The sequence below is a fragment of the Maricaulis salignorans genome, assembly GCF_900103475.1.
Classification (GTDB): Bacteria; Pseudomonadota; Alphaproteobacteria; order Caulobacterales; family Maricaulaceae; genus Maricaulis; species Maricaulis salignorans.
Genome location: NZ_FNHG01000002.1, coordinates 72,120 through 84,869, shown reverse-complemented (window position 1 = coordinate 84,869; position 12,750 = coordinate 72,120). Strand labels below are relative to the sequence as shown.

Genomic DNA, 12,750 nt, shown 5'->3' with positions numbered 1-12,750 from the left:
ACGGTCCGGCAGTCCCGGCGCGGCGCGTCAGGCCTTCTTGACGAATTCCGATTTGAGCTGCATCGCGCCGACGCCCTCGATCCGGCAATCTATATCGTGATCACCCTCGACCAGGCGGATATTCTTCACCTTGGTACCGACCTTTACCACGAAGGAGGAACCCTTGACCTTGAGGTCCTTGATCACCGTCACGCTATCGCCATCGACCAGTTCGGTGCCATTGGCATCGCGCCAGACCGGTGTCGCATCGGCCGCCGCAGCCGCCGGCCATTCATGCGCACACTCCGGGCAGATCAGCAGCGGGCCGTCCTCATAGGTATAGGGGCATTCGCACTGCGGGCAGGGTGGCAACTCACTCATGATCAACGTCCTCGGGCACAGATATTCCCGCGAGGCTTTAGGCGGTTCGGTCCGATTTGTCGATGCGATGACGCCGGGCCGCGCCGGGGCCTAATCCTGGAGCGCGGGTGTCTCATCGCAGTCGCTGTGCCGGAACAGGCTGACGAAGGACATGCTGGTATCGTTGGGTTGCGAATTCCAGCGGTCTGCGATGAAGCGGACATTCACACGTTCACGGGCATGGTCCGGCAGCTCCACCGCACCGCTCCAGAGCGCTGGCACGCCCGAGCCGGTCAATTGATCAAAGACGTGCGACAGGACTTCATCGCCATCGAGCTGGACGCTGATCCGGGCCTCAGGGATCTCGGCGCGGAGCTGGAAATTCAGCTGTGAGCGGCAGCCGGTCGGGACGATCACGTCGAAGGCGGCGCCGCGATGGCCCGCTGAACGCCGCAATGGATAGCTGTTCCCGGCGCTGTAGCGGATCGTGCTCAACGAATTCTCCTGGACAAATGTCATCATGGTCCGGCCTGCCTCCGACCAGGCGCGCTGCTCGGCGATGCGGGTTGGCGTGCAGGCCTCGCCCGGCGCGGCCAGGGGCGAGAAATCGACGATATCACAGAGCAGGATGGCGAGCCGCGCCGTGGCAACGCGCCGTCCCCAGCGGCCGGGATGATAGCGGGTGTCGAGCATCATTTCCGCCGGGATGCGGTTGTCCTCGGCGAGGAAGTGATAATCCAGACCGCGCGCCTCCAGCTGCGACGCCAGGGCCCGGATGGCTTCAGGCGACAGGCTGGTGAATTCATGGAGCGGCGGCTGGGTGAGGATGAGTTGGGCGCCGCGTGCGTGCAGCTCGTCGCGCAGGGCGGTCAGATAGCGGACGCTCTGTTCCGACAGGCGCAGGCGGCGGTCATCGGCCTTGCGCGCGCTGCCCAGCGCGCGGCTGGCATCGCGCCGTCTCGTTTCTGGCACGTCGATATCGCCGAAGCGGTCAATGTCATAGAGCCAATAGCCCGTATCCGGCCGCTCGAATTGCTCACCCGAGAGGAATTGCGTGGCCGCCGCCAGGAAGCTCGCAATGGGGAAGACGCGCAGATACTGGACCTTCTCGCCCAGCGAGAGAAAGCCGAACAAGCCCATCCCGCTCTGAAAGTCGGCGTTGACGGTGTGTTTCGTCAGGATGAAGCGGTCGTATTCCTGGTAGGCGAGCGGCGAAAAAACCAGTTCGTCAGGATCGATGGCCTCATCCTGCAGACTGTTCCTTTCGTACATCTCGTATTCCAGCGGCAGGACGACGACATCGCCCGGCCCGGCATTGCGTGATGCCAGATAGGCGAAATAGGGAACGCCCAGGCCGGCATGGGAGGCCAGGTTCACGGCATTGACGCCCAGCGCTTCACCGAGCTGTTGCGCGCTATAGCCGAAATTTCCGCTCGACCCGGAAATGAAGATCAGCTTTGGGCCCTCGATCTGCGCGGCGGCCATCTGCTTCTGCGCCAGCGACCAACTCGTCCACGCGGCATCGCCGCCAATCAAGCGGCCGGACAGGAAGCGCGTCGCGCCAAGGGCGGCAATGGTCAGCACGGCCAGGCAGAGTAGTGCGACCAGGATGAAACGCCCGTAGCTCAGCTCAGAACTGGAAGTAGATGAATTCATCATGCACTCCGTGACGGCTGATGGCGACGAGGTAGAAGAAAGCCAGGCACCCGATCAATGCGGCCCACTGCGTGCTCAGCGAGAAGGGCGGGACGTGGATCGAGAGGCCAAACACAGCGCGGCGCGTCACGGCGGCCTGCTGTGGCGGCGCCGTGCCGTCGTCGTCGATGAAGACGCCCTGCTCGCGGAAGAGCTCGACGGTATTGGGCAGCCAGAGCGCGATCACGGCGGAGGCGGCCAGAAGCTGGACGGAGAGCGGCGGCCATTCGCCCGCGGTCGCCAGGCCCCAGGCGTCGGCGCCAAGGAACATGGATTGCAGCATGGCCGATGCCGCCAAAGTATCCGGGGCGCGGAACAGGACCCAGCCTGTCACCACAACCAGCATGGTCAGGAACCAGCCAGCCCCGCCATCGAGCAGCGTCCGGGCCCGGTCCGGCGCGTAACGGGACCAGATATGGCAGATCATCAGGGCGCCGCCATGCAGGGCGCCCCAGATGATGAAGACAATTGACGCACCATGCCACAGCCCGCCCAGCAGCATGGTCAGCATCAGATTGAGGTAACGGCGCACCTGGCCATGGCGATTGCCGCCCAGGGGGATGTACAGGTAATCGCGCAGGAAATGGGTCAGCGTGATGTGCCAGCGGCGCCAGAATTCAACAATGCTCCTGGCCCTGTAGGGGCTGAAGAAGTTTCGCGGCAATCGGATACCGATCATGAAGGCGAGGGCCGCCGCCATGTCCGAATAGCCGGAGAAGTCGAAATAGATCTGCGACGTATAGGCGAGCGCGCCCAGCCAGGTTTCGGTCGTCGACAGAACGCCGCCCGCGGCATAGGCGTCAAAGACCGGTCCGACGATCTGGGACATATTGTCGGCGATGATGACTTTCTTGAACAGCCCGACGCAAAACAGGGCGATGCCGACAACCAGGTATTTCTTGATATTCGTGAGCGAATAGCGGTCCCGGTTTTCAAAATTGCTGGCGAATTGCGGCATCATATGCCGGTGATGGACAATTGGCCCCGCGATCAATTGCGGGAAGAAGCAGACAAAGATCACATAGTCGAGAGCCGCGACCTGCCCGATCTTGCCGCTATAGGTGTCGCACAGGAAGGCGATCTGCTGAAAAGTGAAAAACGAGATCGCCAGGGGTAGAATGATGCTGAATGTCTGGACGTCGAATCCGAACATGAAGTCCAGGGATTCAATGAAGAAATTGCAGTATTTGTAATAGCCCAGCGCGAGCAGGTTCACCGATATTCCCGCAATCACGTATAGCCGTTTGTGCAGCGGCGTGCCGGCGGACTTCACCATTCGGCTATGGATAAAATAGTTGAACCCTATGGAGATCAGTATGATCGCCAGGTATTCAACTTTCCACCAGCCGTAAAACAGCAGCGAGAACGCGATGATGACAAGCTTTGATGTGACCGCGTTCTTGAACGAAACAGACAGATAAAAGCATGCAAGAAACAGGGGTATGAAGAAGAAGACAAAGACCGGATCTGAAAATACCATCGAGCGAGCCCAGGTCTTTTGTGAAACTCAATACACAGGCCGCAATGGCCAAGAAGGCGCGGCGATTTATGCTGTGCCAGTCATCGGCGAAGCTACAGGCTCATCGCGGAAATGCAACACCCGCGATTGCCCGCAATCAGGGTGAAGCGGCGTGCCGGGACAGGGATTGCTGCAGGGCGAACGGGATTGATTGGCGAGGGGTAATCGCCCCGTCGTCTGCCGTTTCATTTGCATCACATAGCGCGATCACTGCCGCAAATTCCGCTCGGTCCGGACGGGCGGATGAACGATGATCGGGCCCGGCCCGCCGCAGGCATTCTCCTGCGGCGGCCTGGCGGATGGCGGGTCAGACGTTGAAGCGGAAATGCATCACATCGCCGTCATGGACGATGTATTCCTTGCCTTCAGCGCGCATCTTGCCCGCTTCCTTGGCACCGGCTTCGCCATTGTGAGCGACGAAATCGTCGAAGGCGATAGTTTCGGCGCGGATGAAGCCTTTTTCGAAATCGCCATGGATGACGCCGGCGGCCTGCGGTGCGGTCCAGCCTTCATGGATGGTCCAGGCGCGGGCCTCTTTCGGGCCGACGGTGAAATAGGTCACCAGGTCGAGCAGTTTGTAACCAGTGTGGATCAGGCGATCGAGACCGGCCTCGTGCAGGCCGAGCTCCTCGAGATATTCTTCGCGCTCTTCATTGGCGAGCATGGCGAGTTCGGCTTCGATCCGGGCGGAGATCACGACCGCCTCGGCGCCTTCTTCGGCAGCGCGCTTGGTGACAACTTCCGAATAGGCATTGCCGGTGGCGGCATCGTCTTCGCCGACATTGGCGATGAAAAGGACGGGCTTGGTGGTCAGCAATTGCAGGCCGCGCCAGGCTTTCTCGTCATCCTTGGCGACTTTGGCGAAACGCGCCGGGCGGCCTTCGGTCAGTTCGGCAAGGGCCAGGTCGATCAGCGGGATCAGGGCCTTGGCTTCCTTGTCACCCGATTTGGCCTTTTTCTCGAGACCGGCTTTTCGTTTTTCCAGGCTCTCCAGATCGGCGAGCATCAGCTCGGTCTCGACGGTTTCAAGATCGGCCAGCGGGTCGACCTTGCCGCTCACATGGGTGATGTCGTCATCATCGAAACAGCGCAGCACATAGGCAATCGCATCGGTTTCGCGGATCGTGGCGAGGAATTTATTCCCCAGGCCTTCACCCTTCGAGGCGCCTTCGACCAGGCCGGCAATATCGACGAAATTCATCTTGGCCGGCAGGATTTCCTTCGAGCCGGCGATCGCCGCCAGTTTCAGCAGGCGCGGCTCGGGCACGGCGACATCGCCGACATTGGGCTCGATCGTGCAGAAGGGATAATTCGCAGCCTGGGCCGAAGCGGTTTGCGTCAGGGCGTTGAACAGGGTCGACTTGCCGACATTGGGCAGACCGACGATACCGCATTTGAAACCCATGATGCTTGTCCTCTTGAAGTGCCGGGCCGGGCGCCGTTCTTACGGGGCCGGGGCCTTGTGTGTCACGCGTGTCTGGAAGGCGTCAAAATCGCCGCTTGCGAGCAGGTCGATGGAATCCGCGATGGCGTCAAGCAGGTCGATCAGCCAGGGCTCGTCATGCTTGTCGAAATCGGACAGGACATAATCGGTGACGCGGTTGCGGTCGCCCGGATGGCCGATGCCGATACGGCCGCGGCGAAAATCGGGGCCGAGCTGCTGGGTGACGGATTTGATGCCATTATTGCCGGCCGCGCCGCCGCCGGTCTTGAGCCGGAACTTGCCCGGATCGAGATCAAGCTCGTCATGGAAGACCACGACATGCTCCGGCGCGACCTTGAAGAAGTTCGCGGCCTCGGCGACGCAATTTCCGGAATTATTGTAAAAGGTCTGCGGCTTGAGCAGGAGCAGTTTTTTCGGGCCGGAAGCGGTGGACACTGTCAGCTCGGCGCACAGCCCCTTGAAGCGCTTGCGCCACGGGCCGGCGCTCCAGGCCGCGGCGATGATATCCATCGCCATGAAGCCGACATTGTGCCGATTGCGCAGGTATTTGGGCTCGGGATTGCCGAGCCCTGCCAGGATCATCATCGTCGGCCGCCCTCAGGATCGGCCGGCGAGGATTACTCCTCGCCGCCTTCTTCTTCGACTTCAGCTGCGTCTTCGCCTTCGGTCTCATCGAGCTCGGTGAGAACGGCGCGCGAGCCCTGGAGGGTCGCGATGGTGAAGTCACGGGTGATGGTTGGCTTCACACCGGCTGGCAGGGTCACTGCCGACATGTGGATCGAATCGCCGATTTCCAGACCGGTCAGGTCGACCGCGATATATTCCGGAATGGCCGAGGCCGGGCAAAGCAGCTCAAGATCGTGACGGACGATATTGAGGACGCCGCCGCGCTTCAGCGCCGGGCAGGTTTCTTCATTCTCGAAGCGAACGGCGACATTCACCCGGATCTTGGTGTTGGCTTCAACACGGTACATGTCGACATGCATCGCCATGTCAGAGACCGGATGGAACTGGATGTCACGGGCAATCACTTTCTGGTTCTTGCCGTCATGGTTCAGCTCGAGGATGTGCGAGAGAAAATTGCCGCTCAGCAGAGCCTTGCGGATTTCATTGCCACGCAGATTGATCGAGACGGGGCCAAGTTCGCCGCCATAAATGACGCCTGGAACCAGGTCTTCACGGCGGGCAGCGCGAGCCGCGCCCTTGCCAGTGCCTTCACGAACGTCAACGGTGAGAACGATGTTGGAGCTCATCGACCTGTTTCCTTAAATACAAACGCCGCCAGACCAGGCGGGCGGCGATTTTTCTTGGCATCGCGCCACGGTGTTATTTCGAGCGGCGGGCTATAGCGGATACCCGCGCGCCGCGCAACAGTGCGGGACGGGAAGAGTCAGCAATCGGGCAAATTCTTCAGTCGAACAGTTTCGATACGGATTCGTCATTGGCGATCCGGCGGATGGCTTCGCCGAGCAATGGCGCGATGGAAAGCCGCCGCACCTTGCCCGTCTGGGTCGAGCCGGGCAGTTCGGTGATGGAGTCGGTGATCACCACTTCCTTCAGGGCGGACTTGGCAATCCGGCCCTGTGCGTCATTCGACATGACGCCATGGGTGACATAGGCGGAGACTTCGATAGCGCCGCATTTCAAGAGGGCATCGGCGGCATTGCACAGCGTTCCGCCCGAATCGCAGATATCGTCGAACAGAATGCAGCGGCGGCCTTCGACCTCACCGATGATATTCATCACTTCCGACACGCCGGCCTTGGGGCGGCGCTTGTCGACAATGGCAATCTCGGCGTCGAGGAGTTTGGCCAGTGCCCGGGCGCGGACCACGCCGCCGACATCGGGTGAGACGATCATCAGATCCTCCACCTTGTAGCGACGGCGGATATCCTCCTCGATGACCTTGGTCGCGAAGAGATTATCGGTCGGGATATCGAAGAAGCCCTGGATCTGGCCGGCATGCAGATCAATCGTCAAAACCCGGTCGGCACCGGACTTGGCGATCAGATTGGCCACCAGCTTGGCGGAAATCGGTGTGCGGCCGCCGGTTTTGCGGTCCTGGCGGGCATAGCCGAAATAGGGGATGACGGCGGTGATCCGGCGCGCGCTGGCCCGGACCAGTGCGTCGGTGCAGATCAGCAATTCCATCAAATGGTCATTGGCGGGGCAGGAGGTCGACTGGATGATGAAGACATCTTCTCCGCGAACATTCTCGTCAATGCGGACGAAAATCTCACCATCTGCGAATCGCTCGATCTCGCTGGCCGTCAGCGGCGCGTCGAGATAATCGGCGATCGCGCGGGCGAGTGGCCGGTTGGATGTGCCGGACAGCAACTTCATGGCGAATGGCCCCTTGTGAATTGTGAGGCTGAGTAACAGAGGCTGCGCCGGGATTGAAGCCGAAAGACTCAGTGTGCGGAGAATCCGGGCGGTGTGGCGAGGCCGGCACTGTCGAAACAGACCAGTTTGAACAATTGCCCCATCTGGTCGTCGTCGGTGAGACGCCAGACCTGGCGGGCGATGACGCTGCGTTGACCGGGCGTCGCCTGGGACAGGACGGCGGCGCGCGCCTCAATGCCGAGATTGAGCAGAAACGGACCCTGTTCCACCGGGCCATAGGCTGTGAGGCCGGCGTCGCGGGCGCAGAGGGTCAATGATTCGAAATCGACCCGCGCTGTCAGGTCGGCCGTGCCGGGCTGTTCCAGCGCCGCGACCTTCGTGTGGGCGCGAATGGCCTGCAGTGTGTCGCCCGGCTCGCTCTGTGCGGGGCCGTAATCGATCAGCAGGGCGCGTCCGGGATGATCCGCGAACCGGCTGGCGAGGCTTTCGACCACCTGGCGGTCGCCCGGCCGCAGTTCGACCAGGCTGTTGTCCGGCGCATCACGCAGCCGTTCGGGAATCAGGGCTTCATCTATGCCCAGCGGTGGGCCCAGCACGAAGACGAACTCGTCCGAATCCGGGCTGCCCAGCCCGACCATGCGTTCATGCCAGCGCCCGTCGCGGCGTACGGCCTGGCGCAGCGGCAGGCAGTCGAGAAATTCATTGCCGACGATGATCGCCGGGCCGGGCGGCACATTTTCGAGCCGGTCGATCCAGCGGATCTGGGCGCCGCTGGGCCCCAGGGTCTCGGCCTGGACGGCCTTGAGCGCGGCGCTGGCTTCGATCAGAGTTACCTGCAGCGCCGGGAGCAGGCCGGGCACGGCACGGCAGGCGCGCAGCGCATCGGCCATCATCGTGCCGCGGCCCGGGCCGAGCTCGACCAGCTGTACCGGATCGGGCTTGCCCATATCGAGCCAGGACTGGGCGACCCACAGGCCGACCAGTTCGCCGAACATCTGGCTGATCTCCGGCGCGGTGATGAAATCGGCACCGGCGCCGATCGGGTCCTTGGTGGCGTAAAACCCCTCGACCGGGTCGAACAGGGCCTGGGTCATGAAGGCGGCGATCGAAATCGGTCCCCCCTCCGCGATACGCTCGCGCAGCCGGTCTGCAATCATGATCAGGCCTTGCTGGCGGGCATTGCGGTCCGGCTCAACGCCTTGTGGACCAGCCAGGCGCCGGCAATGATCATCGGGATGGAGAGCAGCATGCCCATCGTGACATAGCCGCGCAGGGCTTCGGGCATGTGCAGATCCGGTTCGCGCACGGTTTCGAGCACGGCCCGGAACAGGCCGTAACACATCAGGAAGAGACCGGAATTGAGGCCGGGCTTTTCGAGGGCGCGGAATTTCCAGGTCGCCAGATTGATGATCGCAAACAGGGCCAGGCCCTCCAGCGCCGCTTCATAGAGCTGGCTGGGATGGCGCGGCAGGCACAGCCGGTCGCTGGCGAAGGTCATCGCCCAGGGCAGATCGGTCGGGCGGCCCCACAGCTCGCCATTGATGAAATTGGCGACGCGTCCGAAGAACAGGCCGATCGGGGTCACCACGGCGGCTGCATCACCGATGCGCAGCAGGTCGAGCTGGTTCCGGCGGGCATAGAAGAACAGCGCCAGCGCCACACCCATCAGTCCGCCATGGAAGGCCATGCCGCCCTCGGTAATACCGGTTACGGTCCATAACAGGCGTTCGACCACGCTGTCCGGCGTGATCATGCCGCCGCGCAGGCCGGTCGCCATATAATCCCACGCATAAAATACGACATAGCCCAGCCGGCCGCCGGCGATGACACCCAGGGTCGCCCACACCAGAAGGTCGTCGACCTGGAGTTCGGTGAAGGGCGCTTTGGGCTTTTTGGTGCCCGGCGCATGCCAGATCGCCGGACGCCGCGAGAGCAGTGTCATATAGCGCCAGCCCAGCAAAAGCCCGGCGATATAGGCCAGCGCGTACCAGCGCAGGTCGAACCGCAGGTCGAGGCCGAACAGGTCGAACGGGCCGATCGTGAACAGGATCGGGTCGATGAGGTCGAAGCTGGCGGGACAATATTGCATGGGCGGATCCGGAAAATAGATGCAGACAGGAGGCAGGCACGCGTTGCGCTTTTGCGCATCACACCGCATATAGGCGAATGTCAGACACACTAATGGCTTTCTTTGATGCAAACGCGCAACCCGCTTCTGAATGATTTCGCTGAACTGATGACGGATGCCTTCGGCGCCGCCCAAGCGGTCGGAGACGAAGCGCGCACCGCCATGCGGGCCCAGGCGGACCGCTTCATCGCGGATATGGATCTGGTCAGTCGCGAGGAATTCGATGTGGTGAAGGCTGCGCTGGCGACCGCGCGCGAAGAGATCGAAACGCTCAATGCCCGGCTGGCCGCGCTTGAAACGGCCGGAGCTGCCAAGCCCGCAGCCCGCAAACGCAAGCCCGCCGCAAAGAGCGCGACGCCTAAATCCACAGACTGATACCGCGCGATCAGCGCTTTTTATTGCGCCTGCAGCGGCGCGGTCATACCGTCCTGACGGTGTGAGTCGCCGCGCAGACGAAGGAGACTACGCCATGGACCTGCTGTCAGACGAATACGCCCCGGCGACATCCGATCCGCTCGATGCCGTCGAGCAGGCCGTGATCGCCGAGCAATATCCCTATGACCGCGAAGAGAATGGCGAACTGCACCTCAGCGTGCCGGGCGCCTGGCGCGATCATCAGATGTGGTTTGCCTGGCGGCCGGAACTGGACGCGCTGCATATCTGCTCCAGCCTCGATCTGAAAGTGACCAGTAATCGTTTCCGCGATGTCTGCGAACTCGTCGCGCGATTGAACGAAAAACTCTGGCTCGGTCATTTTGATGTCTGGGTCGAGGATGGCAGCGTGGTCTATCGTCACGCGATTTCCCTGCCGGCTGGCGAAAATGTCTCTCCGGCCCAGGCGGCGACGATGATTTCCGCAGCCCAGGAAGCTGGCGAGCGTTTTTACCCGGCGTTCCACTTCCTCATCTGGGGCGGCAAGAATGTCGAGGAAGCAACCGCGGCAGCGATGTTCGAAACTGCCGGTGAGGCCTGACACAAACCATGAGCAAATCGACCAAGATTGCACTGATCGGCGCCGGTAATATGGGCGGCGCGCTGGTGGCGGGCTGGCTTCGCACCAAACGTAGTGGCGTGACGCCACAGGACTTGATCATTATCGACCCGGCACCGTCTGACGTCGTGCAGGCCCTGATCGAGCAGTATCAGCTGCGCCATGTCGCCACCGCGACGGCGAAACTTCTGGCCGAGATCGATCTCGCCGTGCTCGCGGTCAAGCCGCAGGCGCTGGAGAAGACGGCCGCTGAGCTGGCGCCGCAATTGCCCGCCCAGTGCGCCATCCTGTCCCTTATGGCCGGCATCACCATGACCCGTCTGACGACCCTGTTCGGGGATCGCCCGGTTGTGCGCGCCATGTCGAATACGGCGGCCGCCCTCGGCGCCGGGATCAGTGTCTGCGTCGCCAATGATGCCGGCTCTGCGATCGAGACGCTGGCGACACGCCTGCTCAAGGTCGCCGGACCGGTGGAATGGGTCAATGATGAACGCCTGATCGGTGCGGCTACGGCCGTTTCCGGTTCCGGACCGGCCTATGTCTTCCTGCTGGCTGAAGCGCTCGCCGGGGCCGGCTTTGCTGAAGGCCTGCCGCGCGAACTTGCCGACAAGCTGGCGCGCCAGACGATTATCGGCGCCGGCGCCCTGCTGGCCGGATCCGACAAGACACCCCAGGAATTGCGCCGCTCCGTCACCTCACCGGGCGGCACCACCCAGGCCGCAATCGACGTGTTGATGGGCGGAGGCGGCGGCTTGCCCGAACTCGTCCGCCAGGCCGTCTCGGCCGCCGAACGCCGTTCGCGGCAAATGGGCGCGGAACCTCCGGGACGGTAGCGGCACGCACCAAAATCTCCACGCGGCTTGCCGCTGGAGGTTTGGGTGTTTCCCACCAGGGTGGGAGGGTGTGGGACGCCTTCGAGTGCCGAACTGGCGCCAGTATTGTTTTGTTTGGTGTGGCCGTCGAAGCCGTCCCACACGTGCAGTTTTCCCGTGGCCTCTCGGCTCTCCGTTTCCAATCCAATAAGGTACTCAGGTCGGTCGTTTAGTGCCGTCAGACCTTCTGGACGCCCTGCCGGAGTTCGGGCCGTCACCCCTCTACCCGGACAGGCTGCACGCTTCCAATCGCCGCGATTGACTGAGCTCACGCCTCCCGTGCGACCGGAACAACCGGATTATGCGCCAGGCTCGAGGGGGTGAGGACAATATAGCTCAAAATTCGTCATCCCGAGGCAAGTCAGGACCTCGATATCACAGGCTCCGCACTTGTCACGTCTAGGTCCTGACTTGCGTCAGGATGACGTGGGATAATTATGGGCCGTGTGGGATAAGTCGCCAGTTGGCCCCCCCGCCCGCCATCCTCACCAGCTCCGACCGCTTCGCGGCCACCTCTTCCATCAAGGAAGAGGAGGGCGATAATCGAGGCCGGTCAGATCAAACACCCACCTCTTCCTTGATGGAAGAGGTGCGCCGGACGCAGTCCGGGGCGGAGCTGGTCAGGATGACGAGCGCGGCGGGGGACAGGGAGCTCTGGGGCCTGCCCCGGGGAAGACTTTTCTTGAAATGCCGTAAATGAGAGTCAGGATTTGGAACAAGTGAAATCGCGCGGTCGACCTTTTAAGGTCGTATTTCTTGGTCAGTAGATTCAGGTTGAAGCTTGTTGGTGGAGAAAATCAAGGAAACGAAGATGAATCCATTTAGCGGCATGCCTCATAGCGATTTTGAGATTGTTTCGCCGGACGGTGAAGTGCGCGGCAAGGGTAACGGCATTTTTTACGGGAAATCAGGTCGTTGTTTTTAACGAGAAACTGCTTGTTTTCCAGGGAGATGAAATCAGGCGCCGACTTCCCAACGGCTCTGATGAGGTGTTCGAAGTCGTAGACCCAAAATTTTACCCGGAGATGTCATCGATACCGGCAAATTTCCAAATTGATATTCGCCGCAAAGGGGCGTTTCCCCATCGTCAGGGAGGGCATCTGAGCATTGCAGTATCGGGCGACAACGCACGTGTGAATATCGGTTCCAATGATAGCTCCACCAATTTCGTAAGCCATTCTAACGTCTTCGCTGATCTGATGCATACAATTGACGCTCAAGTGGACGCAGATCAGAAGGCGGAGTTTATTGATGCCGTTCGAAATATGGAAAGGGCTAAAGGCACAGAAAAATTTGTTGGAGAATATCAGAAATTCATCAGCCTGGTAGGCGGTCACATCGCTATTGTGGCACCGTTTCTCCCAGCACTGTCCAAATTTTTCTAGAAAGCGCGGACAAGCTACGTCTCACTTACCCCAC

Annotated in this window: 14 protein-coding genes; 5 read left to right on the top strand and 9 right to left on the bottom strand. The window is 61.4% G+C overall.

Translation table 11 applies throughout. The features are described 5' to 3' along the window. Positions 1 to 27 precede the first annotated feature (27 nt). The 3 genes from BLT42_RS02190 to BLT42_RS02180 all read right to left on the bottom strand — a co-directional run bounded on the left by BLT42_RS02190 (position 28) and on the right by BLT42_RS02180 (position 3,310). Positions 28 to 360: a zinc ribbon domain-containing protein YjdM gene (locus BLT42_RS02190; protein ID WP_091766131.1), complete on the bottom strand. Its 333-nt coding sequence runs from the start codon at positions 358 to 360 to the stop codon at positions 28 to 30. A 90-nt stretch (positions 361 to 450) separates the two neighbouring features. Beyond that, on the bottom strand, positions 451 to 1,995 hold the full coding sequence (locus BLT42_RS02185; RefSeq protein ID WP_143024014.1) for an SGNH/GDSL hydrolase family protein: 1,545 nt from the start codon (positions 1,993 to 1,995) through the stop codon (positions 451 to 453). Continuing rightward, positions 1,970 to 3,310 carry an MBOAT family O-acyltransferase gene (locus tag BLT42_RS02180; RefSeq protein ID WP_176780213.1) on the bottom strand — a complete coding sequence of 447 codons (1,341 nt, stop codon included), beginning with the start codon at positions 3,308 to 3,310 and terminating at the stop codon, positions 1,970 to 1,972. The genes BLT42_RS02185 and BLT42_RS02180 overlap by 26 nt, the downstream gene beginning before the upstream one ends. A gap of 166 nt (positions 3,311 to 3,476) precedes the next feature. Between BLT42_RS02180 and BLT42_RS15085 the strand changes: the two genes are divergently transcribed. After that, positions 3,477 to 3,659 carry a hypothetical protein gene (locus BLT42_RS15085; protein WP_176780212.1) on the top strand — a complete coding sequence of 61 codons (183 nt, stop codon included), beginning with the start codon at positions 3,477 to 3,479 and terminating at the stop codon, positions 3,657 to 3,659. Positions 3,660 to 3,860: 201 nt separating this feature from the next. On the opposite strand, the gene ychF is transcribed toward BLT42_RS15085, so the two are convergent. The 6 genes from ychF to lgt form a co-directional block, all read right to left on the bottom strand. Further along, entirely contained in the window at positions 3,861 to 4,958 is a 1,098-nt protein-coding gene (gene ychF / locus BLT42_RS02175) for a redox-regulated ATPase YchF (RefSeq protein WP_091766123.1), read from the bottom strand. A gap of 39 nt (positions 4,959 to 4,997) precedes the next feature. Next, positions 4,998 to 5,582 (bottom strand): aminoacyl-tRNA hydrolase, encoded by a 585-nt coding sequence (pth, locus tag BLT42_RS02170; RefSeq protein ID WP_091766120.1) that lies wholly within the window; start codon positions 5,580 to 5,582, stop codon positions 4,998 to 5,000. Between the two features lie 32 nt (positions 5,583 to 5,614). Beyond that, positions 5,615 to 6,250, bottom strand: a complete 636-nt coding sequence (locus BLT42_RS02165) for a 50S ribosomal protein L25/general stress protein Ctc (RefSeq protein ID WP_091766118.1) — start codon at positions 6,248 to 6,250, stop codon at positions 5,615 to 5,617. 157 nt (positions 6,251 to 6,407) lie between these two features. Further along, complete coding sequence (locus tag BLT42_RS02160; protein WP_091766116.1) at positions 6,408 to 7,340, bottom strand: ribose-phosphate pyrophosphokinase; 933 nt, start codon at positions 7,338 to 7,340, stop codon at positions 6,408 to 6,410. Positions 7,341 to 7,408: 68 nt separating this feature from the next. Next, the gene (locus tag BLT42_RS02155; protein ID WP_091766114.1) at positions 7,409 to 8,497 is read right to left on the bottom strand and encodes a class I SAM-dependent methyltransferase; all 1,089 of its coding nucleotides are present in this window, start codon (positions 8,495 to 8,497) and stop codon (positions 7,409 to 7,411) included. A gap of 2 nt (positions 8,498 to 8,499) precedes the next feature. After that, positions 8,500 to 9,429 carry a prolipoprotein diacylglyceryl transferase gene (gene lgt, locus BLT42_RS02150; protein WP_091766110.1) on the bottom strand — a complete coding sequence of 310 codons (930 nt, stop codon included), beginning with the start codon at positions 9,427 to 9,429 and terminating at the stop codon, positions 8,500 to 8,502. Positions 9,430 to 9,534: 105 nt separating this feature from the next. Here lgt and BLT42_RS02145 point away from each other — a divergent pair, with 105 nt between their 5' ends. The 4 genes from BLT42_RS02145 (at position 9,535) to BLT42_RS02125 (ending at position 12,716) form a co-directional block, all read left to right on the top strand. After that, a complete protein-coding gene (locus BLT42_RS02145; RefSeq protein WP_091766108.1) occupies positions 9,535 to 9,843 on the top strand; it encodes an accessory factor UbiK family protein in 309 nt (102 codons plus the stop codon). A gap of 94 nt (positions 9,844 to 9,937) precedes the next feature. Further along, on the top strand, positions 9,938 to 10,441 hold the full coding sequence (locus BLT42_RS02140; RefSeq protein ID WP_091766106.1) for a type III secretion system chaperone family protein: 504 nt from the start codon (positions 9,938 to 9,940) through the stop codon (positions 10,439 to 10,441). 8 nt (positions 10,442 to 10,449) lie between these two features. Next, positions 10,450 to 11,292, top strand: coding sequence for a pyrroline-5-carboxylate reductase (gene proC, locus BLT42_RS02135; RefSeq protein WP_091766104.1), 843 nt, complete (start codon positions 10,450 to 10,452; stop codon positions 11,290 to 11,292). A gap of 890 nt (positions 11,293 to 12,182) precedes the next feature. Beyond that, positions 12,183 to 12,716 carry a hypothetical protein gene (locus BLT42_RS02125; protein ID WP_143024013.1) on the top strand — a complete coding sequence of 178 codons (534 nt, stop codon included), beginning with the start codon at positions 12,183 to 12,185 and terminating at the stop codon, positions 12,714 to 12,716. Positions 12,717 to 12,750 lie beyond the last annotated feature (34 nt).

Excerpts from the sequence above, each read along its gene's own strand:
- BLT42_RS02190 (WP_091766131.1), bottom strand. The coding sequence starts at position 360 with ATGAGTGAGTTGCCACCCTGCCCGCAGTGCGAATGCCCCTATACCTAT.
- BLT42_RS02185 (WP_143024014.1), bottom strand. The coding sequence starts at position 1,995 with ATGAATTCATCTACTTCCAGTTCTGAGCTGAGCTACGGGCGTTTCATC.
- BLT42_RS02180 (WP_176780213.1), bottom strand. The coding sequence starts at position 3,310 with ATGGTGAAGTCCGCCGGCACGCCGCTGCACAAACGGCTATACGTGATT.
- BLT42_RS15085 (WP_176780212.1), top strand. The coding sequence starts at position 3,477 with ATGAAGAAGAAGACAAAGACCGGATCTGAAAATACCATCGAGCGAGCC.
- ychF (WP_091766123.1), bottom strand. The coding sequence starts at position 4,958 with ATGGGTTTCAAATGCGGTATCGTCGGTCTGCCCAATGTCGGCAAGTCG.
- pth (WP_091766120.1), bottom strand. The coding sequence starts at position 5,582 with ATGATGATCCTGGCAGGGCTCGGCAATCCCGAGCCCAAATACCTGCGC.
- BLT42_RS02165 (WP_091766118.1), bottom strand. The coding sequence starts at position 6,250 with ATGAGCTCCAACATCGTTCTCACCGTTGACGTTCGTGAAGGCACTGGC.
- BLT42_RS02160 (WP_091766116.1), bottom strand. The coding sequence starts at position 7,340 with ATGAAGTTGCTGTCCGGCACATCCAACCGGCCACTCGCCCGCGCGATC.
- BLT42_RS02155 (WP_091766114.1), bottom strand. The coding sequence starts at position 8,497 with ATGATTGCAGACCGGCTGCGCGAGCGTATCGCGGAGGGGGGACCGATT.
- lgt (WP_091766110.1), bottom strand. The coding sequence starts at position 9,429 with ATGCAATATTGTCCCGCCAGCTTCGACCTCATCGACCCGATCCTGTTC.
- BLT42_RS02145 (WP_091766108.1), top strand. The coding sequence starts at position 9,535 with ATGCAAACGCGCAACCCGCTTCTGAATGATTTCGCTGAACTGATGACG.
- BLT42_RS02140 (WP_091766106.1), top strand. The coding sequence starts at position 9,938 with ATGGACCTGCTGTCAGACGAATACGCCCCGGCGACATCCGATCCGCTC.
- proC (WP_091766104.1), top strand. The coding sequence starts at position 10,450 with ATGAGCAAATCGACCAAGATTGCACTGATCGGCGCCGGTAATATGGGC.